This is a genomic window from Pseudomonas sp. FW306-02-D09B (assembly GCF_058782685.1).
Genome location: NZ_JBYSXY010000006.1, coordinates 97,468 through 120,056 on the forward strand (window position 1 = coordinate 97,468; position 22,589 = coordinate 120,056).

Annotated in this window: 17 protein-coding genes and 6 pseudogenes; 15 read left to right on the forward strand and 8 right to left on the reverse strand. The window is 52.6% G+C overall.

What is annotated here, in order from left to right; translation table 11 throughout:
* Positions 1-768: 768 nt before the first annotated feature.
* Both AC3WK5_RS12390 and AC3WK5_RS12395 read right to left on the reverse strand, forming a co-directional pair.
* Entirely contained in the window at positions 769-2,139 is a 1,371-nt protein-coding gene (locus tag AC3WK5_RS12390) for an oligosaccharide flippase family protein (RefSeq protein WP_103315155.1), read from the reverse strand.
* A 66-nt stretch (positions 2,140-2,205) separates the two neighbouring features.
* Positions 2,206-2,445 (reverse strand): annotated as a pseudogene (locus AC3WK5_RS12395) (IS5/IS1182 family transposase); the annotation flags it as partial.
* Positions 2,446-2,678: 233 nt separating this feature from the next.
* On the opposite strand from AC3WK5_RS12395, the gene AC3WK5_RS12400 reads away from it, so the two are divergent.
* Together AC3WK5_RS12400 and AC3WK5_RS12405 are read left to right on the forward strand one after the other, a co-directional pair.
* Positions 2,679-3,659 carry an IS5 family transposase gene (locus tag AC3WK5_RS12400; protein ID WP_103315297.1) on the forward strand — a complete coding sequence of 327 codons (981 nt, stop codon included), beginning with the start codon at positions 2,679-2,681 and terminating at the stop codon, positions 3,657-3,659.
* A 211-nt stretch (positions 3,660-3,870) separates the two neighbouring features.
* Complete coding sequence (locus AC3WK5_RS12405) at positions 3,871-4,929, forward strand: GT-B fold glycosyltransferase domain-containing protein (RefSeq protein ID WP_146039801.1); 1,059 nt, start codon at positions 3,871-3,873, stop codon at positions 4,927-4,929.
* Positions 4,930-5,445: 516 nt separating this feature from the next.
* On the opposite strand, the pseudogene AC3WK5_RS12410 reads toward AC3WK5_RS12405, so the two are convergent.
* Positions 5,446-5,631: pseudogene (locus AC3WK5_RS12410) on the reverse strand (transposase domain-containing protein); the annotation flags it as partial.
* Positions 5,632-5,831: 200 nt separating this feature from the next.
* Here AC3WK5_RS12410 and AC3WK5_RS12415 point away from each other — a divergent pair.
* The 10 genes and pseudogenes from AC3WK5_RS12415 to AC3WK5_RS12460 form a co-directional block, all read left to right on the forward strand.
* A pseudogene (locus AC3WK5_RS12415) lies at positions 5,832-6,172 on the forward strand (IS630 family transposase); the annotation flags it as partial.
* A gap of 180 nt (positions 6,173-6,352) precedes the next feature.
* A pseudogene (locus tag AC3WK5_RS12420) lies at positions 6,353-7,180 on the forward strand (oligosaccharide flippase family protein); the annotation flags it as partial.
* A 37-nt stretch (positions 7,181-7,217) separates the two neighbouring features.
* On the forward strand, positions 7,218-8,174 hold the full coding sequence (locus tag AC3WK5_RS12425; RefSeq protein WP_103315157.1) for a glycosyltransferase family 2 protein: 957 nt from the start codon (positions 7,218-7,220) through the stop codon (positions 8,172-8,174).
* Positions 8,175-8,183: 9 nt separating this feature from the next.
* Positions 8,184-8,708: a serine O-acetyltransferase gene (locus tag AC3WK5_RS12430; protein ID WP_054596705.1), complete on the forward strand. Its 525-nt coding sequence runs from the start codon at positions 8,184-8,186 to the stop codon at positions 8,706-8,708.
* 49 nt (positions 8,709-8,757) lie between these two features.
* Positions 8,758-9,735 (forward strand): glycosyltransferase family 2 protein, encoded by a 978-nt coding sequence (locus AC3WK5_RS12435; protein WP_103315158.1) that lies wholly within the window; start codon positions 8,758-8,760, stop codon positions 9,733-9,735.
* A gap of 7 nt (positions 9,736-9,742) precedes the next feature.
* Positions 9,743-10,690: a DUF535 family protein gene (locus AC3WK5_RS12440; protein WP_103315159.1), complete on the forward strand. Its 948-nt coding sequence runs from the start codon at positions 9,743-9,745 to the stop codon at positions 10,688-10,690.
* Between the two features lie 246 nt (positions 10,691-10,936).
* Positions 10,937-12,139 (forward strand): glycosyltransferase family 4 protein, encoded by a 1,203-nt coding sequence (locus tag AC3WK5_RS12445; RefSeq protein ID WP_054596708.1) that lies wholly within the window; start codon positions 10,937-10,939, stop codon positions 12,137-12,139.
* Positions 12,136-13,323, forward strand: coding sequence for a glycosyltransferase family 2 protein (locus AC3WK5_RS12450; RefSeq protein WP_103315160.1), 1,188 nt, complete (start codon positions 12,136-12,138; stop codon positions 13,321-13,323). The genes AC3WK5_RS12445 and AC3WK5_RS12450 overlap by 4 nt, the downstream gene beginning before the upstream one ends.
* Positions 13,323-14,075 carry a WecB/TagA/CpsF family glycosyltransferase gene (locus AC3WK5_RS12455; protein WP_103315161.1) on the forward strand — a complete coding sequence of 251 codons (753 nt, stop codon included), beginning with the start codon at positions 13,323-13,325 and terminating at the stop codon, positions 14,073-14,075. The genes AC3WK5_RS12450 and AC3WK5_RS12455 overlap by 1 nt, the downstream gene beginning before the upstream one ends.
* Positions 14,076-14,084: 9 nt before the next feature.
* A pseudogene (locus AC3WK5_RS12460) lies at positions 14,085-14,204 on the forward strand (transposase); the annotation flags it as partial.
* 2 nt (positions 14,205-14,206) lie between these two features.
* Here AC3WK5_RS12460 and AC3WK5_RS12465 read toward each other — a convergent pair.
* From AC3WK5_RS12465 to AC3WK5_RS12485, 5 genes are all read right to left on the reverse strand, one after another.
* Positions 14,207-14,707 carry a hypothetical protein gene (locus AC3WK5_RS12465; RefSeq protein ID WP_177474853.1) on the reverse strand — a complete coding sequence of 167 codons (501 nt, stop codon included), beginning with the start codon at positions 14,705-14,707 and terminating at the stop codon, positions 14,207-14,209.
* A gap of 490 nt (positions 14,708-15,197) precedes the next feature.
* Positions 15,198-16,304, reverse strand: a complete 1,107-nt coding sequence (locus AC3WK5_RS12470; RefSeq protein WP_103315163.1) for a glycosyltransferase 61 family protein — start codon at positions 16,302-16,304, stop codon at positions 15,198-15,200.
* 84 nt (positions 16,305-16,388) lie between these two features.
* On the reverse strand, positions 16,389-17,531 hold the full coding sequence (locus AC3WK5_RS12475; RefSeq protein WP_103315164.1) for a GNAT family N-acetyltransferase: 1,143 nt from the start codon (positions 17,529-17,531) through the stop codon (positions 16,389-16,391).
* A gap of 34 nt (positions 17,532-17,565) precedes the next feature.
* Positions 17,566-18,987, reverse strand: coding sequence for an undecaprenyl-phosphate glucose phosphotransferase (locus AC3WK5_RS12480; RefSeq protein ID WP_103315298.1), 1,422 nt, complete (start codon positions 18,985-18,987; stop codon positions 17,566-17,568).
* Positions 18,988-19,065: 78 nt separating this feature from the next.
* Entirely contained in the window at positions 19,066-19,314 is a 249-nt protein-coding gene (locus AC3WK5_RS12485; protein WP_103315165.1) for a hypothetical protein, read from the reverse strand.
* A gap of 610 nt (positions 19,315-19,924) precedes the next feature.
* Here AC3WK5_RS12485 and AC3WK5_RS12490 point away from each other — a divergent pair.
* The 3 genes and pseudogenes from AC3WK5_RS12490 to AC3WK5_RS12500 all read left to right on the forward strand — a co-directional run.
* Positions 19,925-20,173: pseudogene (locus AC3WK5_RS12490) on the forward strand (sulfatase-like hydrolase/transferase); the annotation flags it as partial.
* Positions 20,174-20,235: 62 nt separating this feature from the next.
* The gene (locus AC3WK5_RS12495; RefSeq protein ID WP_103315166.1) at positions 20,236-21,714 is read left to right on the forward strand and encodes a S41 family peptidase; all 1,479 of its coding nucleotides are present in this window, start codon (positions 20,236-20,238) and stop codon (positions 21,712-21,714) included.
* Positions 21,715-21,919: 205 nt separating this feature from the next.
* Entirely contained in the window at positions 21,920-22,588 is a 669-nt protein-coding gene (locus AC3WK5_RS12500; protein ID WP_054596716.1) for an ABC transporter ATP-binding protein, read from the forward strand.
* Position 22,589 lies beyond the last annotated feature (1 nt).

Consider the following 22,589-nt stretch of genomic DNA (forward strand, 5'->3'; position numbering starts at 1 on the left):
TTAATGAAATCTATGGTCACCCCATTTTTTGCAATGCTGATTAACGGGTGAAGTGGTTGGCTTGCTCAAATCTATCTGGCGTCTGCATGAGGCATGCCCCGCACCATGATGAGAGTCGCGCTGTACTTTAGGCATGATGATTCCTCGCCCGCAGTTCACCTGCAGGCTGGTAGGGTGGTTAAGGTGAGCGAGATAGGTCAGGTGGGCTAGTGTTAAATTGCCACCCTCGTTAGCCGCAGCCCAATCAGCTCGTCCCTGAAGCGGCTAGCGAGGTGAGCTCTTCCTTCCCCTTTGTGGGTCGAACTGTTATCCAGAATCACATGCAGATCCAGCCCCGCGGGAGTGCTGCGCTCAATCTGTTGCAGGAAAGCCATGTGCTTTTCAGTACCGCTCTATAGATCATGGGGTCCTCACTTGTACTCGATCACATCCGACCTGCTGGCACCGAACCTGCCAGGACGAGCTTTACCTGCCCGAGCATCTCGGGAAACCTCCCCTGGACCAGGAAGAACGCCTGTAGCCAGTTCTCTCACGCCGAACTGCGGTTACGGCGCGCCAGACGCACCACCTACGATGGGTAGACTAGCAGCGCCAGCAGCACTGCCCAGTCCAACGTGACCCAGCCTAGTAGCGTCATTAGTGGCACTGTCCCAGAGCCAGGCACGTCGAGCCTCCTGCAACCAAGTCCCTTCACATTTTCGTACTTCCACCCCTGAAGATTCACAAAGTACGAACAGCGACGATATTCGACACAGGGCTCGCCCGGGCTCAGGCAAAGAGCCTGACGAGCAACGCCCCGAACAAGGCTCCGAGCGCCAGAGCAGGTAGCACTGCAAGCTCGCGCCTCAGGTCAAAAAGACCCAGTTGGCGACTGACCTTGTAAATCAGGAAAAGCGTCAAGTAGGTATGCAGGGCGACACCCCAGATCGCATAGGTCACCCCACCGATGGCCAAAAGCAACGGCAGCAGGATGAACAGTGAAATGACCCGGATGATGTTATCCATGGCCAGGTACTTGGTCAGCCCGAGGGCCAGCCAGATCTGGTGCGCCAGAGTGAAGCGCAAGGTAAAGAGGGACAGCGAGAGGATAGCCATAATGCTGCCGGCGCCGGCATAACGTGCGTCGTATAACCAGCCGATGATCAGTGGGCTGGCGGTCAGCAAGAAGCCGCAGGCGAACAGCGAGACTAGGTCGAACAACAGCCTGAAGCGATAGTAAAGGTTGCGCAACCGCTCCTTGTCGCCACTTCTCGCCGCTTCACTGAGGGCCGGCAGGGCGACTGCCCCGGCCAGCCGCTGCAGGCTCAACTGGATGGTTCCAAGGATGCTCACGGCGATGGAGTAAACCCCCAGTTCCATGACCGACATGCTGCCGCCGAACCAGATCCGGTCACCCTGCATGGCCAGGACCCCCACCGCGGACGACAACAGTATCCAACGGCCGTAGTCGAGCATCTCGCGGAGCGCCGCCGGGTCCCACTGCGGGCGGTTGTTCGGGCCCTGGAACATCAGGTGACTGAGGACAGTGTAGACCAAGGTGGCCAATAGGCTCGCCGCCACCAGCGACCAGATAGAGCGGGTGAAGTAGCCGGCCACCAGCATCACCACCAGGCCGGCGAGCTGCGTGATCAGTTCCGCGAGCACCACCTTCTTCTGCTGAAACGTACGGATGGCCACATCGACCTTGGTCGACTGGAAGCCGTAAATAACCGCGAAAAAGCCGGTTAGTGCCAACGCCAGCGGCAGCTCTGCAGCGGCATAGGTGGTGTGCGCCGGCCACAGTTGAATGTGCTGCGCGAACCAGGCACAGAGGGCCAGCAGCTGCATCAGGAGAAACAGCACAAAACCGCGGACGATCTGCACTGTCCACATGGTATTGAGAAACAGCGGGTCGTCGCCTCGTGGGCTTTGGATAATGTTCTGCCGCAGGCCAACATCAGAAAGCAGTAGCAGCAGCACCGAAACGGTGGTGACGATGGCCATCACGCCGAACATTTCCGGCACCAGCAGGCGGGTGATCACCAGGTTGCCGCCCAGTCGCATGGCGTGGGAAGCCAGCATACACCCGATATTCAACGCCCCAGCCCAGATGACCCGCTTGCGAAGGCTCTGCGGTGACGACAACTCGATCGAAGGCATAGCAACATCCCTCACCCAATGTCTAGCGGCTACTATAGTCTCGATCTGCCATGCCGCTAGCACACTCTAGGTTTTGTACGAAAAACAGTGTCGCAAGCGCCGCATGGAACAGACCAGCGAAACCATTGCCGCAAAGCTTTCGCGAGTTTGTCGAAACCGTGTTGCGATGCGGCGGTTCTCTTACAGCCAGCCGAACATCCGCTCAATGACGTTGCGCTGCCGGTACTTCGGTCGATCGAAAAGTCTGGGTAAACCGGGTTTGGGCTTGCGCTTCATCGTCCGCAACGGGATTACCGGTTGCAACTGGGCGCTGAGCTTTTAAAAAACACGGTCAACGCGACAACTACCTTGAAAAACGCCGGAAGCAATCTATGGTGAATTCAATATCGGATCGTGTGTCCGATTGGTCCCTCGAGGTGAAAGCGTGCTTTTCTCGACAGCTATCTACGGAATCTCCGAACAAGTCTTCAACCGTGGAGAAATACACCCTCACCACCTGACCCGAGCCGCCCATGAGCCAGATGAGCCAGATGAGCCAGATGAGCCAGATGAGCTTTTCCGATTTCGAATTCGCCGGCAAGCGTAAGCAAACACGCTACGAACGATTCCTTGCCGAGATGGATCAGGTCGTGCTCTGGAGCGGCTTGCTGACGTTGATTGAGCCGTATTACCCAAAGGCTGGCGGTGGCCGCAAACCGTATTCGTTGGAAACCATGCTGCGTATTCACCTGTTGCAGAGCTGGTTCTCGCTGAGTGACCCGGCAATGGAGGGAGCACTGTATGAAATCACTCCCATGCGCCAGTTCGCCCATCTGACCTTGAGCGCGCCGATTCCTGAAGACACCATGATCATGAATTTCCGGCATTTGCTGGAAAAGCATAAGTTGGCGCTGGCGATCCTCGCGGTCATCAATGGTTATTTGCAGGAAAAAGGCCTTTCCCAGCGTCAAGGCACCATCGTCGATGCCACGATTATCCATGCGCCCAGCTCGACCAAGAACGAAGACGGCAAGCGTGATCCTGAAATGCATCAAACGAAGAAAGGTAATCAATATTTCTTCGGAGTGAAGGCGCATATCGGCGCTGATGTGGAATCGGGGCTGGTTCATCACGTTCACGGCACGGCGGCGAATGTGGCCGACGTCACCCAAGTTGCGCAGCTGCTGCACGGCGATGGAAACACGGTGTATGCCGACGCGGGGCACACCAGTGTCGAGAAATGTGAGGGGCATGAAAATCGTGAGGTGATCTGGCAGATCACCGCGCGGCGCAGCACCTATTCCAGGCTCAATAAACGCAGCCTGTTCTACAAGGCCAAGCGCAAAATCGAGTATTGCAAAGCCCAGACGCGGGCCAGGGTTGAGCATCCTTTTCGAGTGATCAAGCGCCAGTTCGGTTATGTGAAAGTGCGCTTTCGTGGACTGATGAAAAACACCGCTCAGCTGACCACGCTGTTCGCCCTGTTAACCCTGTGGATAGTTCGAAAACAGCTGATGGGTATGGGCGAGTTGCGCATGTAACACGGAGAAATGAACTAAAAAGCCCGACAAGGCGGTGCGTACGGGACGTTTCGCAGTAAATAGCGCTGAGCGCCACGGGTTTTTCAACTTGCCGAGCGGTTGCGGAAAGTTGAACGGCGCTTTCCTACAGGCATGCCAAATATATATGGGTTCACAAGTTCGTTGAATTATTCTCGTGGGTTTCGATTGCTCAATGAGGGATTTATATCAAATGTCTAATTCTTTAAATTTAGATCGGCAGGTGTTTGTTGCGCGGGATTGCAGATCTAGTGAGGTTTCAACTCCATCGATTTCGTTTGTTTGTTGTATTGAAAGTGGGCGGCTTGAAAATCAAACTCTCCTTATGATCAAAACGCTTAGAAAATTTGGCGGTCGGTTGGCAAATTGTACAGTATTTGCAGTAAAGGCACGTGTTGGTGCACCCCTTTCGCGAGCAACGTTGCGTGCAATGTGCGAGTTAGATGTGACCTACGTCGATGATAGTGCATATAATGTGGCGCCTTGGTTTAACTATTCAAATAAACCGGCGGCGGTATATTGGGCGCAATGTAATGCAACAACTGATTTAATTTCTTGGCTTGATAGTGATATTTTGATTGCATCGGAGCCATCGGGGCTGCTGTTAGATTTAGACGTTGATTTTGCCGCCCGTGCAGAATATCTTCCGCCAGCTATACATGAGGGGGTTGCAAAAAATTGTCCTTATTGGCAGTCGTTGTGCAAGTTGGTAGGCGCCAATTTCGATGAGCTTCCATGGATATCACTAGAAAGTCCGGTGGTAAAAGTGCGTGCTTACTTTAACTCGGGTGCATTTGTCTGGCGTAGAAGTAGTTGTTTTGCTGAACGCTATTTTTCAGCATTCGAAAAACTACTGAAAAGTAAACTGGCAAGCAGTTCAGGGTCTGCATGGTATGCCGATCAAGTTGTTATTTCTCCCGTGCTGGTAAAGAATAATATCAGGTGGCGCCACTTAAGCCTTGTGGAACATCACATGGCTTTTCCTGGGCATATCGTCGGTCCATCAGCGACACCGTCCATGAAAAGTTCAAATATCATTCATTATTCTGGGTCGCTTTCTGGTGAGTCGGAACCAGCAATGCTGGAACGACTCTTTAATGAAGTACCACATGTTCATAAAGAAGTGTTGGAACACAGGGTAAGCAGTGAAGCTCCCAGGCTAAATATTCTATGGGTCCCGTTACGTGTTTTGAGAAAAATCAGGCTTTGGTATTTCTTGAGATCTCTTGATGTTGCTAAAATTGGTGTGTAACGAAAGTATATCGCGCGTATTCAGCATTTATACGCTCCTGAGTGCGTATTCGTTGGGTGTAACTCAATTTCTGCTCGGTAACAATGGCTCCGTTACGCTGCAAAATTCGCGTTACAGCATTCGAAAATCTTGTCGTTTCTCAGTAAATTTTCCGGAGGTTGGTCAGAGTGTTGACGTCGGACGAGCGGTCATGAGAGTCGGTGTAGACCTGACCGCTTTCGACTTCAAGCAGGCATACCACGACCTCGTTTTTGTCATAGCCAAGGGAAATGCCACGCAGAAGTTCCATGCGCCAGCTCGGGCCACGATTTATCCAGCCCGGCGTAGACACCTGTACTTCAGTCACTTGGAAGTCTTCACATTGCGCGGACAGAAGCTCATTCAATCTGACCTCGTCATTGACCATCTCCGCCAAGTCTATCAAACGACCTTCAAGGCGCTGTTTGATGCTCACGTGATACCAGTGCGTTGTGAGCGACCCATAAACCACACATGGCAAAAAACCGATGTGGGTATTTAGCACGAGATAGTTGGGGAACAGTTCCACGGCAGCAAGGCTTCGAAGTCTTCTACCGAAGTAGCTTGCGGTAGGCATTCCAGTACGTGGTGCAGCCACGTATAGGGCTCTTGGCCGTTGGCTTTGGCAGTTTCGACCAAGCTATAGATCTGCGCGCTGGCTGTCGCGCCCTTGGGCCCGTCAGAAATACAAACCGCTGGCGGGGCACAAGTGCCGCAGTGTTGATTGGCTTAACCGAATAAAGAAAGCCTGCCCATCGTTGTTTGTGCACTGGCATGTCTTTGGAAATGAGGCTCGACTGGGTAACGGGAGCCGTATGGGTTGAGAGACTCACGTACGGTTCTGCGAGAGGCTGAAGGTGAAATTCCTTCGGCCTACTTACCATGAGAAAAGCCAGGTTCAAGCCTTGGAACGCTCGCAGCCTGGTCTGCCTCTTGGTATCGGGCATATCCGTACGCAATCGCATGACTATATCCGCCACGGCACGGTCACCTTGTTCACTGCGCTGGATTATCTTCAAGGACGCTTGATCAGCTGCATCGAGCGTCAACATGCCTGCGTGACGGTAGTTTCAGCTCGGTTCGCGAACTGGAAAGCTCGATCACCACGTTCCTGGCACTGCGAAATGCACAGCCGACACGCCACGTCTGGAATGCGAAGGGCGAAGATATCTTGAACAAGATACAGCGAGCCCGTGAGGCAATGGCTTTACGAGCTAATGGGTAAGTTATTTTCAAAACAGCACACTAGGGCAAAAACGATGCCAGCTAAAACTAGAATGACGATTAACGCGCGAAAGTGCTCAGGCATGGATTCTTGAACTCATGGATTGGTGAGCAACGGCTAGTGAGATGACCAATTGTAGCTATAGTAACGTGCGTACCATTTGAGTTTGGGGTTGATGTCATGCCTCCAATTGATTTATCGCCATCGTTGAGCCTTCGCAGGCGAGCGATATCTGCTGGGGCATGGAATCTGGGGGCGCTTGTAACGTCTCAAGCCATTCGCTTGGGCGGCAACCTGGTAATGGCCCGTCTGCTGATGCCGGAAATTTTCGGCGTAATGATCATCGCCACCACCGTTTCGGTGGTTCTGCACTTGCTTTCCGATGTCGGTTTGCGCCAGAACATTATCCAGAGCCCGCGTGGCGACGATCCAGTGTTTCTCAATACCGCCTGGACCGTGCAGATCTTGCGTGGTGTTGTCCTTTTTGCTTCGACACTTCTAATCGCGGGCTTCACCTGGTTTGCGCAAGTCATCAATTTGTGGTCGGCCAATTCCACCTATGCCGCACCGGAGTTGCCGCTGGTGTTGGTCTTTACCGGTTTTACCGCGATCATCTTTGGGTTCCAGTCGACGAAACTCGACTTGGCCGTTCGCGATTTCCAGCAAAAGAAAGTGGTGCTCGCCGAGTTTGCGTCCCAGCTTGCCGGCCTGCTGGTGATGCTGGGTGCCGGTTACTTCACCAGGTCTATCTGGTCGCTGGTGGTTGCAGGTCTGGTCGCCGCGATGGTCAGCACTCTACTGGGTCATTTCTGGTTTGAGGGACCGCCTAACCGTCTACAGTGGGACCGCTCTGCGCTCAAAGAGTTAATCGTCTTTGGCCATTGGATACTATTGTCTTCGGCAGTGGGAGTACTGGCCATGAATGGTGATCGCATCATTCGCGTTGTTTCGTTATGGGTGCTGCTGCCCCTGCTGCTGGCGCTTGGCGTAGTGGTTGGGGCGCTTGTGGCAATGAGAGTTCAACACTTTTTTGGGGAGCAACCCAATGATTAGTGCTCCTCTTGATGTGCTGGTAGTTAACTACAATACAGCGACTCTGCTGCAGCCCATGTTTAACGCGTTGCGCGAGTCAAATAGTGCGGATCGAACGCGCTATTTAGTGGTGGACAATGCCTCTGTCGATAACTCGCTAGAGTGCCTGGCAACGGTTTGCCCAGAGGCATTGCTGCTGGCCAATGAAAATAATGTTGGCTTTGGTCGTGCCAACAATCAATTGGTTGAGCACCTGCAGGGCGAGTACGCGTTGCTCCTCAATACCGATGCATTCGTTGCTGCTGATACCCTGAGCAAGACCCTCGATTACATGGCGGCTCACCCTGATTGCGGAGTCCTTGGCGTTCGGCTGGTTGGGCGAGAGGGTGATTTGCAGCCCTCCTGTCGCTATTTTCCGACGCCGTTGAATGTCTTCCTCTCGCGTACAGGGCTTGAGCGCTTTTTCCCTGTGGTGAAGAGGGTCGACGACATGGACTGGGATCATGCCTCGGTCCGTGAGTGTGACTGGGTGCCCGGCTGCTATTACTTGATCCGCCGTGAAGTCATCGATCAGGTTGGTTTGTTCGACCCGCGCTACTTTCTTTACTACGAGGAGGTCGATCACTGCAAACGCGTTAAACAGGCCGGTTGGAAGGTGGTTTATTACCCGCATACCACGGTGGTGCATATCGGCGGTGAAAGTGCCAAATCGGTTGTCGAGCTCAATGTGGTCAGTCGACAGATACCCAGGTTACAAATCGAAAGCGAGCTTTTGTACTTTCGCAAGCACCACGGTCTACTGGGTTTGGCCTCTCATATGTTACTGGTGAGCCTGGGTGATCTGATTCTGGCGCTCAAGGCTCTATTGAAAGGCCGCGGCCGGGCCGCCATAGGGGCATGTTGGCAGCATGCTCGTGATACTTGGGCGTTGCTGCGCGATACCCAATTTGCTAGCCGACCAACACGGTAGGTCAACCTTATGTTCGAAAATATACGTGCGGACTTGCGTGCATACGCTGGTGATTGGGCTGCTCAGGGGTTCTGGGTGATGCTGGTTTATCGCTTTGGGCGCTGGCGCTACGGAGTGCGCCCGGCATTCTTGCGTAAGTTGTTCTCCTTTATATACAAAGTGCTCTTCAAATTGGTGCAGATCGTGACGGGTATCGAGCTACCGTGTGAGGTGGTGATCGGGCGCAACTTCGTCATCGATCATTTCGGCGGAATCGTGATCAGTGGTTATGCTCAGTTCGGCGATGATTGCCGTATCCGCAATGGCGTGGTCGTGGGGCTCAAGAATGTGGATGAGCCGATTGCCCCGGTGATGGGTAACAACGTTGATATCGGTGCCGGTGCCAAGGTGCTGGGCAATATCCGCATTGGTAACAACGTCGTGATTGGTGCCAATGCCGTGGTGCTGACAGATGTACCGGACGACTCGGTGGCAGTGGGCGTGCCTGCGACTATCAAGAAAAGGCAGCGCGCAGAAGCAAGGGAATGCTTATGAACCCTCCGGTGGACGATATCGAGCAGTTTTACATCGCTGAGTGAACTCAATGGCTACTGGTATCGGTATCGTTGTTATCGGTCGCAATGAAGGCCTGCGGCTTGAGCGTTGCCTGGCTTCGCTGGGCGGTGCGGCGCAGAAGGTTATTTATGTCGACTCTGGATCAACGGATGGTTCAGTCCAGATGGCACGGCGGCTTGGGGTCGAGGTGGTTGAGTTGGATATGTCGATTCCCTTTACGGCTGCGCGCGCGCGCAATGAAGGATTTGCCTGCGTGCAACGTTTATTGCCGGCGATGCGGTATGTGCAGTTTGTCGATGGTGATTGCGAGGTTGTCGGTGGCTGGCTGCCCCGGGCGCAGGCCTTTCTTGATGCTCAGCCTGAGGTTGCGGTGGTCTGTGGACGGCGCCGTGAACGTTTTCCACAGCGTTCGATTTACAACTTGTTGTGTGATCTTGAATGGGATACCCCGATAGGTGAGGCCAAGGCGTGTGGTGGCGATGCGCTGATACGGGCTGAAGCGTTCGCCGCAGTGTCTGGTTTTCGAGCGGATCTTATTGCCGGGGAAGAGCCTGAGTTGTGTGTACGTCTGCGTGCGAATGGATGGAAAGTCTGGCGCCTGGCTGACGAAATGACCTTGCACGATGCGGCCATGACCCGCTTCGGCCAATGGTGGCGGCGTACCCTGCGTGGTGGCTATGCCTTTGCCGAGGGCGCATTTTTGCATGGGGCCGCACCGGAGCAACATTGGCAGCGTGAGTCGCGCCGGGCCTGGCTCTGGGGCTTGGGTGTCCCGCTGGCGACTATGATCGCGAGTTTGGTGTTGGGATGGTTTGGGCTGCTTCTGCTGCTGGTCTATCCACTGCAAGTGGTGCGCTTGGCTCGCCGGGGCGATAGATCAGCGCGCGAAAACTGGCTGCAGGCCTTCTTTCTGGTGCTGAGCAAATTTCCCGAGATGCTCGGGCAAGTCAAGTTTCTGTTGCACAGATTGGGCGCCGGCAAGACGGCGTTGATCGAATACAAGTGAGACGGCTATGAATGATTGGCTGATACTAAAAAGCGTGTTTTCTTTACATGCAGGGTATTCCTTCAGGGCGTTGAAAAATAAGCTTGTATTACTGATTTTAGTTGGAAAAAACTGGTCCGAGCTAAAGTTGTTTTTGTGGCGTATGTCGAATACCCTGGGCAAGACCGGTTTTGAGAAGTTGGGAGGTGATTGTGTCGGTGTTGTTCATTGGCCGTACATCAGTCGATGCTGGAGACCTCAGGATAGATTTGGTGTCTTGGCCTCGCATTACGAAGTCGTCACAAAAAGCTGTCCGCGGCTATTACTTCTGGGACGAAATGACAGCTTGATGTTGAGTGACTTGTCGGGGTGCTCTGTTGGTTGTTCCTTGGTTCTGGATCGTCCGGTATGGTTTATGCGTGAAGGGGAGTTAGTGCTGAATTTGTTTCAGGGTGATTTGCGTATTGCATCAATAGCGTTCACCTTGTGTCGCACGGAAGTTGAGTTATGTATTTTTATCGGTGCCGTTCAAGGGATACACAAAGGCGTAGAGAGTGACAGGTCTTTGGATATTTATAGAGCACTGACAAAAGATTTCGAAGGCCTTCGCCCAAGAAGTCTTCTGATCGAAGCTATTAAGTATATTGCAAGCAGTGTTGGTGTTGAAAAGATTTATGCGATAGGGGATGGATATCGTCATCATCGTCATCCATATTTTGGGGCTGAAAAAGCTCAAGACCTGGCGGCTGATTATGATGCCATATGGTTGGAACATGGAGCGATTCCGTCAGAGCGCGAAGACTTTTTTGAAATCCCCATGGTATTGTCCAAAAAATCGCTTGATTGTATTCCTTCAAAAAAACGTGCCATGTACCGCAGGCGTTATGAGCTTCTAGATGATATTTTTTCAAGGATAGATAGTGTGTTAATGGGACGTTGTGCAACTAACACACGCGCTCATCAGGTCGATATTTGACTGTCGGGCCTGACAGCATGAAATTGCAGTAGTCGCTCTTGGTCAGTTGCCGGGCGACACTGTTTCAACTATTGGTTTCGACGTGTATATAAGGTACCGGAGCAAAAATTCCAGGTGGGGTATTGCTCGGAAAAAATGCAAGGATCGGAATAAACCCCGTGGTGCTTGTTGACGTTTTTGATAATTGTACTACTGTAAAACTACCTGTAGTAATAGTTCACCGCAACGACATCTAAGCTGGTTCCTATGCGTATCGCTTATTTGATCAATCAATACCCCAAGGTCAGCCATAGCTTCATTCGTCGCGAGATTTTGGCGTTAGAGCGCCAGGGCTTTGTGGTGCAGCGCATTGCTCTGCGTGGTTGGGATGCCGAGTTGGTGGATGCCGAGGACGTGTCCGAGCGCAGTAAAACTTCCTATGTGTTGCAGGGCGGAGTCAAAGAGCTGTTAGTGCCTGTGCTGAAGGTACTGCGCGCCCAGCCGCGACGCTTTTTTTCGGCGTTGTGGCTGGCGCTACGTATGGGCCGGCATGCCGATCGGCCCTGGCCGTACCATTTGGTCTATTTGTCCGAGGCATGTCGCCTGCTGTTTTGGTTGCAGGCGTTCGGCGCCGAGCATGTGCATGCGCATTTCGGCACTAACTCAACCGAGGTGGTGATGCTGGCCAATGCACTCGGCGGGCCAGCGTACAGTTTTACGGTGCACGGCCCGGAAGAGTTCGACAAACCGCAGTTTATTCATTTGGGCGAGAAAGTCCGGCGCGCGGCTTTTGTCGCGGCTATCAGCTCTTATGGACGCAGCCAGCTGTTTCGCTGGGTAGCTCATGCGCACTGGGCAAGGGTAAAGGTGGTGCATTGTGGGCTGGAGCGGGCGTTTCACGATGTACCTGCAGTTGCCGTACCGTCCGTACCGCGGTTGGTCTGCGTGGGTCGCTTGTGTGAGCAGAAGGGCCAACTGTTGCTGCTTGAGGCCGCCCGTATCCTGGCAGCGCAAGCCGTGGTGTTCGAGATAGTACTGGCCGGCGACGGGGAAATACGTGCGCAAATCGAAGCCCTGATTGCACTGCATGGTTTGCAAGCGCAGGTGCGAATCACTGGCTGGATTAGCAGTGAGCAGGTGCGGGCGGAAATTCTTGCAGCGCGGGCCTTGGTGTTGCCGAGCTTCGCCGAGGGCTTGCCGGTAGTAATCATGGAGGCCATGGCCTTGCGCCGGCCAGTACTGACGACCTATGTGGCGGGCATTCCCGAGTTAGTGCGTCAGGGTGAGAACGGTTGGTTGTTTCCCGCTGGAGCTGTGGATGAGTTGGCGGCGGTGCTGGCGGACTGCCTCGCGCAACCCGTCGAGGTGTTGCAGCGGATGGGCGAGGCGGCTTATCAGAGAGTGCTGGAGCGACACGATATCGATACCGAAGCGGCCAAGTTGGCTAATTTGTTTAGGGCGCAAGCATGATCACCTTACTTGATTGGCTGTTCAGTACACTGCTGGTGCTCATAGTCCTGCCGGTGTTGGTGCTGTTTTTGCAGGTGCTGCTGGCCTGCCTGCCTGTGCGGTTGCGCTCGTCGGCGCAAAGATCGCGGCTGCGGGTGGCGGTGTTGGTACCGGCACACAACGAATCCTCGATGATCGTCGCGACGTTAAATAGCATTCGGCCGCAGTTGCTAGAGGGCGATCGCTTATTGGTGGTGGCGGACAACTGTTCTGATGACACGGCCGCGCTGGCCCGCACGGCGGGAGCCGAGGTGGTGGAACGCAGCAATGATCAGCAGTGTGGCAAAGGTTACGCGCTGGACTTTGGGGTACGTCATTTAGCGAGCGTTGCGCCGGACGTCGTGATCATTGTCGATGCTGATTGCCAGGTGGGTGAGGGCTCTATTGAGCGTTTGGCAATGTGTTGCATCGACTCAGGGCGGCCAACGCAGGCACTTAATTTAATGCTTGCTCCAGCAGGTTCCGGGCTAAAAGTGCGGTTTGCCGAGTTTGCCTGGCGAGTGAAGAATCTGGTGCGGCCGCAAGGTTGGGCTTGGCTTGGTTTGCCCTGTCAGTTAATGGGTACGGGAATGGCTTTCGTCTGGCGGGATCTGGCGTTGATCAATTTAGCCAGTGGTCACATCGTCGAAGATTTGAAGATGGGCTTCGATTTCTGCCGCAGTGGTAAGCCGCCTTTGTTTTGCCCCGATGCCCTGGTGACCAGTTATTTTCCTCGCAGTGATGAAGGCTTAAGTATCCAGCGTACGCGCTGGGAGCATGGTCATCTGGGGGTAATCCTTGGCGATGCGCCAAAGTTGTTTGTAGAGTCGATCAGCCGGCGTAACTGGAACCTCCTGGCGATGACGCTGGATTTATGGGTCCCTCCGTTGGCCTTATTGACTATAGTGTTGGGGGCTGTTTTTAGTCTGTCATGGTTGGTGTTTATGCTGTTTGGAGCTTTGGCTCCAGCATTAATCGCTTCTGCCGGGGTGGCACTATTGAATGTGGCTATCTTGCTGGCATGGAGCCAATGTGGTCGCGAGATTATATCTTTTTCAGCCTTGTTGTATGCGCCGTTCTACGTGGTGAAAAAAATACCCCTGTATCTAGGCTTTTTGCTTAAGCGCCAAGTTGAGTGGGTGCGTTCGAAGCGAGATGACAATTAATGTGCGCTTTTGCTTGGCAGCACAACTGGCAAACGATTATCCAGAAACTCAGGGTGGTCAGTGATCTCGATGATGAGCAAGGATTGATTGATGCTTTGTCCAAGCCTGAGGCGGCGACAGTACTTGGATTCGTCAATGCCTTTGCCATGAACTTGGTGGCGGGCAACACCGATTACTATAACGCGCTGTCCGCTGCTGACGTGTTACTACGGGATGGCTCCGGCATGGCTATCCTGTTTCGCCGATTCGGCTTGGTGCCGGGGTTAAATATGAATGGCACGGATTTTATCCCCAAATTACTGGCCGCTTTCAAGGGCCGGCGCGTGGCTTTTTGGGGCACTACAGAGCCCTTTCTAGCGAATGCGGTGCAGCGTAGCGAAGCGGTATTTGCGGTCAATGTAGTTTCTGCTCACCATGGTTTTGCTGAGGTGGATGCCTACATCAACCTTGCCCGGCAACTGCAGCCAGAATTGATTGTGCTGGGCATGGGCATGCCCAGGCAAGAAGCCGTTGCTGCCAGGCTGGCTGCCAGCGGCGTGCCATGCCTGATAGTGTGCGGCGGGGCGATTCTGGATTTTCTCGGTGGCAAGGTTGTTCGGGCTCCACAATGGGTGCGTCGTCTCGGTTGTGAGTGGGTATTCAGGCTGATGTGTGAGCCAAAGCGGTTATTCAGTCGCTATGTGCTTGGTAACCCAATGTTCTTGTTGCGCACGCTGAACTGCAGAGATGCGCCGACATTAAGGAAGCCCTGAAATACATTGCCGAAGGGCGAGGGCGGTTCGTCCGGCCTCTACGTTGATGACGATGCTGCGCGTGCATCTGTTGCAGAGCTGGTTCGGTTACAGCGATCCGACCATGGGGAGGCATTGTACGAAAGCACTACCTACACCTTCCGTCGATTGGCAAACACGATAAATCCAAACAACGCGGAAGAAAATAACCATGCTGCCGCAGGAAGCGGTACCGCACTCCGTTGATTGATATAAGCATTGGCTGTCCCAGCCAGACCTATACCCTGGACATGCCGACCCACCCTGAACTGGCCATTGGCAAGTGCCGCAATCAAACTGTTAAATGAAGAAGCATTGGCGCACGGCCCAAGGAAGCTGACCCACTCGCCGAGAGCGTTGACCCCATTGTTAAGCACGCCCTTGGTCGCAATGCTCTGTGTGTCAGAATCACCGGAGAAGTCGGTGTGAAAGCCAATGGCGTTGCCACCCGCGCGCTCTTTGATCAGCATGCCTGGTTGAGGCCCTAAATCCTCGCCAGAGTTGCTCATGCAATTAGATTCATAGACCAAACTGGCCGCCTGAGCACTAGAAATGGTCGCACCATTCAGGAGTATTAATAACAAAACGGATTTAATAAAAAGTGTCAGGTGCATAACATCGCCTCCCTGAGCAGAGGAGTATGCTTTTGTCGGATGAAGGATTCCTTATCAAGTTAAATTGAGCATAGTAGGCACATCGCTATCGCGTCAATAGTGCGTCACTACGATAAATATAAATAGAAAGTCAGTGCAATTGCGTCAAAATAACGTCGCAGGAAACAGGTCAGTCATCAATCAAGCGGGCTCTATCCGCATGAAATAGCTTCAGGCTTGAGCATCGTCCGCAACAGGACGGTCTCAAAGACCAAATGCAACACGCGCCCGCACCGCCTTTGGCCTTTTCCGCTCAACGTGAAGCGGGGCGGCCGCGGAAACTGAGTGCATCACCTGACCTTTTCGGTACGGTGTTGCCTTGTCGACCCAAGCGCAAGCTGTTGCAGGGCAGTGAACGTTTTGACCTGATCAAGGGCAAGGCTATTGGCGTTTGATCACTCGGAATGGGGGGCTCGACCTTGGAACGAGGAGCGTGGTTCAGATCAAGTCTTCATGAAGGGAATAGGTCTAGAGTGCGCTCAACCTCATCGGGGTCGATTCTAAAGCCATCGCCCTCTGGCGTTCCCACCACAAAGCCAAAATTCTGGTGATCGCGATCCGTTAGATACTTGTAATAACAGATGAAACGATTCGGGGGCTGCAGAGCCAGCAATGAGCCGCCAGGCTGAAGTACATTGACACCATGTACGAGATGACTCCCCTCGACCCCCACCACGGTTTTTGCTCCAGCGCAGGTCGCTACGATGGTTGGAACATCGGTTTTCGAAGGGTCGATAATGCGAAAACCTCTGCGGTTATGCAGACGTTCAGCGAGCTCCATTTCATTGTGTAACAGCCGCAATTCACCGTTGCCGCCTCGCAGAATGAAAACTCCGGGGTGAGAGCTGTACCTTACGTGCGACAGTAATTTTTCACCCATCGCGCGAAAACGTAAATGCCTATTTCGATTTTGACTTAGATCATCGAATATCACGAGCTCACGAAAAAACGCATTGCGCAAACGAACCGGTGTTATGCCAAGCCAGTCCTCATATTCGGGAGTCTGGGGAAATAGAGGAGACCTGGTGGATGGCGCGGTCGTCACCGGAACTCCTTCGTCGCATGCTAATGGGTAAGTGACACAGTCTTCCATCAGCCAGGAGCCAAACCATTTGTTTCCACCTGCTGTACAGTAAATCGCCCCGCGCTCCATCTCGGTTTCCACGGAGATTTTTGGAAGCCAACCAGATCTGGGAGATAAGCAGGATTTTGCGTTGCCCTTGTAGAGTGTTCCATCTATCAGCCAGACATCTTTAAGCAGGTAGCCCTGTGTTGGACCATGATCAACGCTGCCTATTCCTTCCATTGTACGACGGGGGTGTTCGTAAGGAAAAAAGCGTTCTTCTTCCCATCCTGTCACACGTTCGAGTTGATTGGGCAGGAAAAAAGCCGGTGGAGAAATTGATGTTTCGCCAGGCGCAATAGTCCAGGTTTTCACCGCTGCACTTTGCGGGGTTTCCGCCGGCTTTCGCATAACCCGCGCTCTTACAATATGCCGGTATGCAGCAAGGTTCCATGTTGTCCGGTGGCTGCTCGTTAGCACGCGTAATTCCGACATATCATCTTCACTCTAATCTGCCTTACAAAAAACAGTAAATGGTGCAAGCGCCGAAACTGCATTTTTTTAACATCAGAAAGCTGCTCAGGTAGATAGAACCCTCTCCACAATGGGCGGGGACTTCAAATGAGCATAACGACTGCGCAACCTGTCGAGAAGAAGTTCGCTTGGACTCTTGGTGCAGTAGAGATAAATTTTGTATAGCCCGCCAAACCCCATGTTGATATAGCGAGTCACCACTTCCTCATCGTTTTGCCCGTCCGGCAAGCCAAGATGAAGTGTCAGTTTTTTCCCCTCGACAGCAAATAACGGTGTATGCCAAAGGAGTTGGGCTGCACCCACCTTGGGTAGTCGGACAAACATATAAGCGTGGTTGCCCAGCGTATCAATATCACCGCCACGTCTTCTTTTCCATTCGAGAAGCCCGTCGTCTGGACGGGCCAGGCAAGTACCGATGTCATAATAGTCAAAGCCATTGTTTATTGCCCACTCAAGCTCCATAAATGTAGTGATTGAGTTGACTTCATTCAGCCTTTTGGCATCTGAAAAAACCGCCTCAGGATAGCCAGCACGTATCATGCTCCAGTAGCGCTTTCCGGCCCGAGTAATTACGCACGCAAGTTGGCATGCAACAATTTCGTCTTCCAACAGTATTAGATCGAGCCGGCCGAAAGTCTTTGCTATCCTTAATACTTCATGTGGGGCAATTTGCGAGGCGGCAGTGCCATGCCTTGCGATGGCATAGGGTTGAAGCATTTCCCTGTCGGCTCTTTCAATTTCCTCGTCCGTCAGTGCCTGCTTCATTCGGTAGCGCGATTGGTTCTTGCGTATGTTTCGACGTAACTTACTATCGTATCCCGCCGTGATATCGTCGATGGAACGACCCAGCGGCACGATAGCACTCAGAAAGTGAGGCACATACAACGCGCCCAAGGTTGGTATTTCACTGACCAGCACCGTACGGTTTGATTTATCCGATTCCGATTTGCTGTCGGCCACAGGAGACTCCACCCCCATGAGAACCTTGGCCATCTCCCGCTGTGCTCTTCTTCCCACATAGAGGATGTCGTAAGGACTGTCTTTGCGCAGCTTGAATCTGACAATTTCCCAGCGCCAGAAACAGGCTCGCCCAAGTATGTCTCGCAGCCAGGCTGTAGTTTTTCTTAGCTCAAATCGTATTGAGGGAGATATGAGTTTTCGGATCTGCACCGCTAAATACGCTTTCATTTTCGGCACTCTTTTTAACTTGCCTTCAGACTGGCTAATAGGCTCGCTTGCCGGTGAAGGCAAACAGCGTTCGCAGAAGAATGACGAAATCGAGCCAGAGCGACCAGTTGTTGATGTACTCAATGTCAGACTCAACACGCTGAATCATCTGCTCTATATCTCTCGTTTCACCGCGAAAGCCACGCACCTGAGCCAGGCCTGTGATGCCTGGCTTGATATTGTGACGCGCAAAGTAGTCTGCGATGCCAGGCGAGTACTGCGCATCATGCTGAATAGCATGCGGGCGAGGCCCCACCAGGGACATTTCCCCCATCAAAACGTTGAACAACTGTGGCAACTCATCCAGGCTAGTTCGCCGAATAAAGGCTCCAACCCTGGTCATGCGCGGATCATTCTTTTCTGCCTGCTTGACGATGCCGTCTTCCGGCTGATGGACGACCATGCTTCTGAACTTCCAGATACGAAAAACTCCACTCCACCCCATGCGCTCCTGTCGAAAGAACACCGGTCCAGGGCTATCGACCTTGATGGCAATCGCTATAGCCACCAGCAATGGAGCCGCCAGAAGCAAGATGAGAAAAGCCAAGACTTTGTCCTCAACATTCTTCAGAAACAGACGCATCCCCATCAGTGGAGTTTCAGACAAAGTCAGCACGGGAATACCGGCAATTTCACGAACGCTGTGATTGATCAAGCGCAGTGAAAAAATGTCAGGCACCCAATTAATAGCAATGTGCTTATCAAGCAGCTTTAAGTAAACATCCTTAATGACCTCCGAGCCATCCAGAGGTGTAACGAAATATACGGTACGAATGGAATGTCGCACGATTAACTTATCAAGGTCGGAGATATTACCCAGTATCGACAAACGTTGCGTGCTTTCTGAGCCCTCCTTCCCTCGAACATCGCGCGATCCAATCAACACACAACCGACCACTCGTTCACCCAGCCAGGGATTATTGCTTATTTTCTGGTGAAGGAAGCTGGCCAGCTCCCCCGAGCCAATAATAAGAGCGGTTTCCAAATGATTCGGGTGGGTCAAGAGTTTCTTCTGCACTTCGAGTGTCGCCAGGTGCAAAAGCAACTGAGCGAAATATCCAACAATAAATAACTGCGCAACCAATAAGCGCGAGTACTGTTCACTTTGTTTGGTCAGAAAGGCCATGACAACGAGAAAACCAAAAGCGGCAAGCCACGCCTTCAAAAGCTTAAATGCTTTGACGGTAAATCCAACATTGCTTCGGTAAATAGCATAATGGTCGTACACGACAGCCAACGCCCCAAGCAGCAACAGGAGCATGATGACATACGCTTGCGTTATAACGCCGATATGATAATCGATCAAATACCATGCGACACCGATCACCGCAACAAAATCGAGACCGGCCTGAATAGCGTTACTGGTACTGCTTCGTCGCTGGAGTATGGAGCGGCTACTGCTGGGTTCGAATATCATCATTAGACCTCATTAAATTGAGAATCCAAAACGCTTATCTATTAAGTAATAAAAAGGCAATGAAGATATAATTATTAATTAACTTGTCAGCGTTGAATGATCCATCTGCGGTGCGGTGCATCGCAGCTTCGATGATTCGCACCACATTGACAGCTCTCCTGGTGCCAGAGCCTTGAGCACGTCGCCCTGAACCATCAGCGCCAGACCCTTCTCGTAATACCTACTGGCCTTCTCAGCCGGCGAGGAGCAGGCCGCCAAGCCAACAGAACAGACTGCAAGGAGCGCGCCCCAAGCGTCTTTGCCAACTTTGCTCAAATACATCTTCATCGAATTCACCCCCTTGGAGGTCAATGCGGAATATGAGCCGCCAGCCGTGACACAGCCAATCTCATAAAAACGTGTAAGCGCTTATCTGCAGCAATAGGCGCTTCGCAGGCTCTCCACAACCGTCTTGCCACGACGGCAATCCGCGATCACATAATCTCCAGCCCTGGACTCACTTCGGCCTGGACGTCCAATCGACTCTCACTGGCACGACACCCATCCAGGAGATCCTCCCTGAAAGAAGCTTTCTGCTATGTCGGGGTATAGCCCAGCGTGGACAAACCATGTCAGCAAACTGACATGATCCTCTGTTGAAAAATGGTCAGGCGTTAGGCGATCTGCCATCAAGTGCCGTCAGACTGCGACTCTGCCTGTGGTTGAGGCATTACAGACGCTGTAAAGAAAGCGATAAACGGTCGTAAGGCTTGAGTTACAAGGGTTACAAGATGTAGCTGTGTCATTTTTGAGTCATCTGTTTTTTGACGCTTTTGCACGTTAGATGGCATTTCTTGCGCTTTAAGTGCGTGCTGCTAGTGCCCAAAAATGGCCAGTCACTAACTCGCCATACCGATCAGGAGCGAGAGAGGACTCATGACCAGATACCTGAAGGAACCCGGGCCTCGACATTTTCAACTACGGCTATGTCGCTTCCGTCGCCAACTGCAGCGCCGACACCAACGTGACCTTGCGCTATGGCGGTGCGCGCACGGAATACACGCGTATCAATTCGAGCCTGCCGTCGATCTGGCAATATACGGCCTACATCGACGCCCAACGCACGGGCAGCAACCTGCAAAACCTGATGACCGACCTTGAGCGCAAGGACATCGACGAATTCGCCCAGTTCGACCAGACCGGCGTGGGCTGTAGTGAAAAATGTGAACAGAAACACTATCATTAACTATCTTTTTGTGGTGTTTCAAGATGAGTCTTGCTGTCAGTGTGTGTGTTTCCAGAACCGTACGGTTAATGCTGTGCTCTATTTTTTTTGTACCCTCTTTCGCTCTAGCTGAAGAAGCTGATGCAAAAAAATGGAAGGAGTTAACAAATAATGACCTTTCTGCTATGCATCAACTGATAGTCAGTGCTCATCCAGGCGCTTTAGACAGTAACAATAAGGCTTTTGCGAGCTGGGTTGAACAGGGGTATTTAGAAGCTCGGCAACTGTCGGCGCAGGTCAAGTCGAAGAAAGATTCTTTAGCCGTTCTCAATTTTTACATTGCTGGTTTTCAGGATGGTCACGTAGGGCTGAGTCAATCAAAACAGGAGAAGTCTTCTTGGGCAGGTTTTGTTTTGGGGATGAAGGGGCAGAGCTTTATTGTAAAGAATGTCTCTAAAGACTGGCCCGTGCCTTTACCTCCCGTCGGGTCCGAGGTGGTGGCGTGTGATAATAAGTCAGTCCGCGAGATACTGGAAAGTGACCTGTCGCCCTATATTGATCGTAGACTTAAATTGCAGTCGACATGGTTGCATTTGGCTACGCAGTTGACGGTGGATGATGTCAATTATCCCGTGCTGGGCAGAGTCTTGCCAAACAACTGCCTGGTTACTCTCCCAAATGGAGATCAACAGCACTTTACTTTGTTATGGCGGCAAGAGCGCGGGGAGCTGGATCCTTTACTGTCGCAGCCTCAACCGCCACAGACTCTAAAAGGCCTGGGAGACGGGCGCTACTGGATACACGTATCAAATTTCACACCTTCAGCAGCTGAAAATGCCTCCCTCGATAAAATGCTAAGCGGCATCAAAAGTATCAATGATGCCACGCTGGTTGTGCTTGATGCACGTGGTAATCGCGGTGGTAACAGTTTAGTGGGTGTTGAAATACTTTCCGCTCTGTTAGGTTCAAAAGTTGTGAGTGGTGTGGGTGAGCAATCTCGCGCGTATGCGATGTGGCGTGTTTCTCCTTTTGCATTGTCAACGCTCAGTCATGTTCTAAAGTCCATGGAGGGTGATTATGGAAAAAACAGTGAAGCCTATAAGTTTGTTTCTGGTTTAACTGAGTCGATGGGGCTCGCGCTTCGTGAGAAAAAAGATTGGTTGCGGCAGCCGAGTTCTTCGTCAATAGATCAAGGGAAGTTGAAAGGGTTTAATGCCCAAGGCTTCAAAGGTAAGCTTGCGCTGGTGACGGACTCATTTTGCGCTAGCGCCTGTCTAGACTTTGCGGACATTGTTCTTGCTATTCCGGGGACTGTCCATCTGGGATTACCAACGAGTGCCGACACGCTGTATATTGATATAGGCTCTCAATCACTGCCGAGTGGTGCCCAGTTCTGGTTACCGTTAAAGGTATGGAGAGACCGAGCGCGAGGAAATAACCAAAGTTATGACCCGAGCTTTATCTTTGATGGGGATATCAATGATACTGCGGCCGTGCAGAAATGGGTTCTTGATACGATCTGACAGTTATTAAACGATACTGCACTGGGGGCTTAAGCTGGCGAGGCTGCTGAGCAATTCACCGATCTTCTTATCATTATGGCTAGACTAGTTTTGAGCTCAGATTGCACGCCAGACGCCTCGACAATCGTTAACCAACAAAAACCATGCAGGGCGTGCATGCCTGTCCGCTATCCTTGGCCTGACTTCCTGTCGAACGAGCGTTCCCATGCTTCAGGTCCAAGGCGTGTTCAAAAGCTACGCCACACCCCAGGGCCCATTGGCGGTATTGCAAGGTGTCGACTTGCAACTGACGCAAGGCAGCAGTCTGGCGCTGATGGGCGAATCCGGCAGTGGCAAGAGCACCTTGCTGCACTTGATTGCCGGGCTCGACAAGGTTGATCGCGGCAGCATCCGCATGGGCGATCAGCGCCTCGAACAGATGAACGAAGGGCAACTGGCAAATTGGCGGCGCACTGAAATCGGCCTGGTGTTCCAGCAGTACAACCTGATTGGCAGCCTGCGGGTCGAGGACAATCTGGCATTCCAGGCACGCCTCGCCGGACGTCATGACCTGCGTTGGCAAGCGCACCTGGTGGCGCGGCTGGGGCTGGGGGATTTACTCCAACGTTATCCGGAGCAGTTATCCGGTGGCCAGCAGCAACGGGTTGCTCTCGGTCGGGCGCTGGCGTCGCGTCCGCGTCTGCTGTTGGCCGATGAGCCGACCGGCAGTCTCGATGAACACACCAGCGATGAGGTGCTCGACTTGCTGCTGGAGCTGCTCGATGACAGCCCCAGCAGTTTGTTGATGGTCACTCACAGCCCACGGGTCGCCGCACGGCTGGCAGAAAAAGTGCTGCTGCACGGTGGACGCCTGGTCGACACAGGCCAACGCTGAT

Coding starts and splice junctions, on each gene's coding strand:
- AC3WK5_RS12495 (WP_103315166.1), top strand. CDS start 20,236: ATGAGTCTTGCTGTCAGTGTGTGTGTTTCCAGAACCGTACGGTTAATG.
- AC3WK5_RS12430 (WP_054596705.1), top strand. CDS start 8,184: ATGTTCGAAAATATACGTGCGGACTTGCGTGCATACGCTGGTGATTGG.
- AC3WK5_RS12500 (WP_054596716.1), top strand. CDS start 21,920: ATGCTTCAGGTCCAAGGCGTGTTCAAAAGCTACGCCACACCCCAGGGC.
- AC3WK5_RS12475 (WP_103315164.1), bottom strand. CDS start 17,531: ATGAAAGCGTATTTAGCGGTGCAGATCCGAAAACTCATATCTCCCTCA.
- AC3WK5_RS12390 (WP_103315155.1), bottom strand. CDS start 2,139: ATGCCTTCGATCGAGTTGTCGTCACCGCAGAGCCTTCGCAAGCGGGTC.
- AC3WK5_RS12440 (WP_103315159.1), top strand. CDS start 9,743: ATGAATGATTGGCTGATACTAAAAAGCGTGTTTTCTTTACATGCAGGG.
- AC3WK5_RS12425 (WP_103315157.1), top strand. CDS start 7,218: ATGATTAGTGCTCCTCTTGATGTGCTGGTAGTTAACTACAATACAGCG.
- AC3WK5_RS12465 (WP_177474853.1), bottom strand. CDS start 14,707: ATGCACCTGACACTTTTTATTAAATCCGTTTTGTTATTAATACTCCTG.
- AC3WK5_RS12480 (WP_103315298.1), bottom strand. CDS start 18,987: ATGATATTCGAACCCAGCAGTAGCCGCTCCATACTCCAGCGACGAAGC.
- AC3WK5_RS12485 (WP_103315165.1), bottom strand. CDS start 19,314: ATGAAGATGTATTTGAGCAAAGTTGGCAAAGACGCTTGGGGCGCGCTC.
- AC3WK5_RS12450 (WP_103315160.1), top strand. CDS start 12,136: ATGATCACCTTACTTGATTGGCTGTTCAGTACACTGCTGGTGCTCATA.
- AC3WK5_RS12445 (WP_054596708.1), top strand. CDS start 10,937: ATGCGTATCGCTTATTTGATCAATCAATACCCCAAGGTCAGCCATAGC.
- AC3WK5_RS12455 (WP_103315161.1), top strand. CDS start 13,323: ATGTGCGCTTTTGCTTGGCAGCACAACTGGCAAACGATTATCCAGAAA.
- AC3WK5_RS12400 (WP_103315297.1), top strand. CDS start 2,679: ATGAGCCAGATGAGCTTTTCCGATTTCGAATTCGCCGGCAAGCGTAAG.
- AC3WK5_RS12405 (WP_146039801.1), top strand. CDS start 3,871: ATGTCTAATTCTTTAAATTTAGATCGGCAGGTGTTTGTTGCGCGGGAT.
- AC3WK5_RS12470 (WP_103315163.1), bottom strand. CDS start 16,304: ATGTCGGAATTACGCGTGCTAACGAGCAGCCACCGGACAACATGGAAC.
- AC3WK5_RS12435 (WP_103315158.1), top strand. CDS start 8,758: ATGGCTACTGGTATCGGTATCGTTGTTATCGGTCGCAATGAAGGCCTG.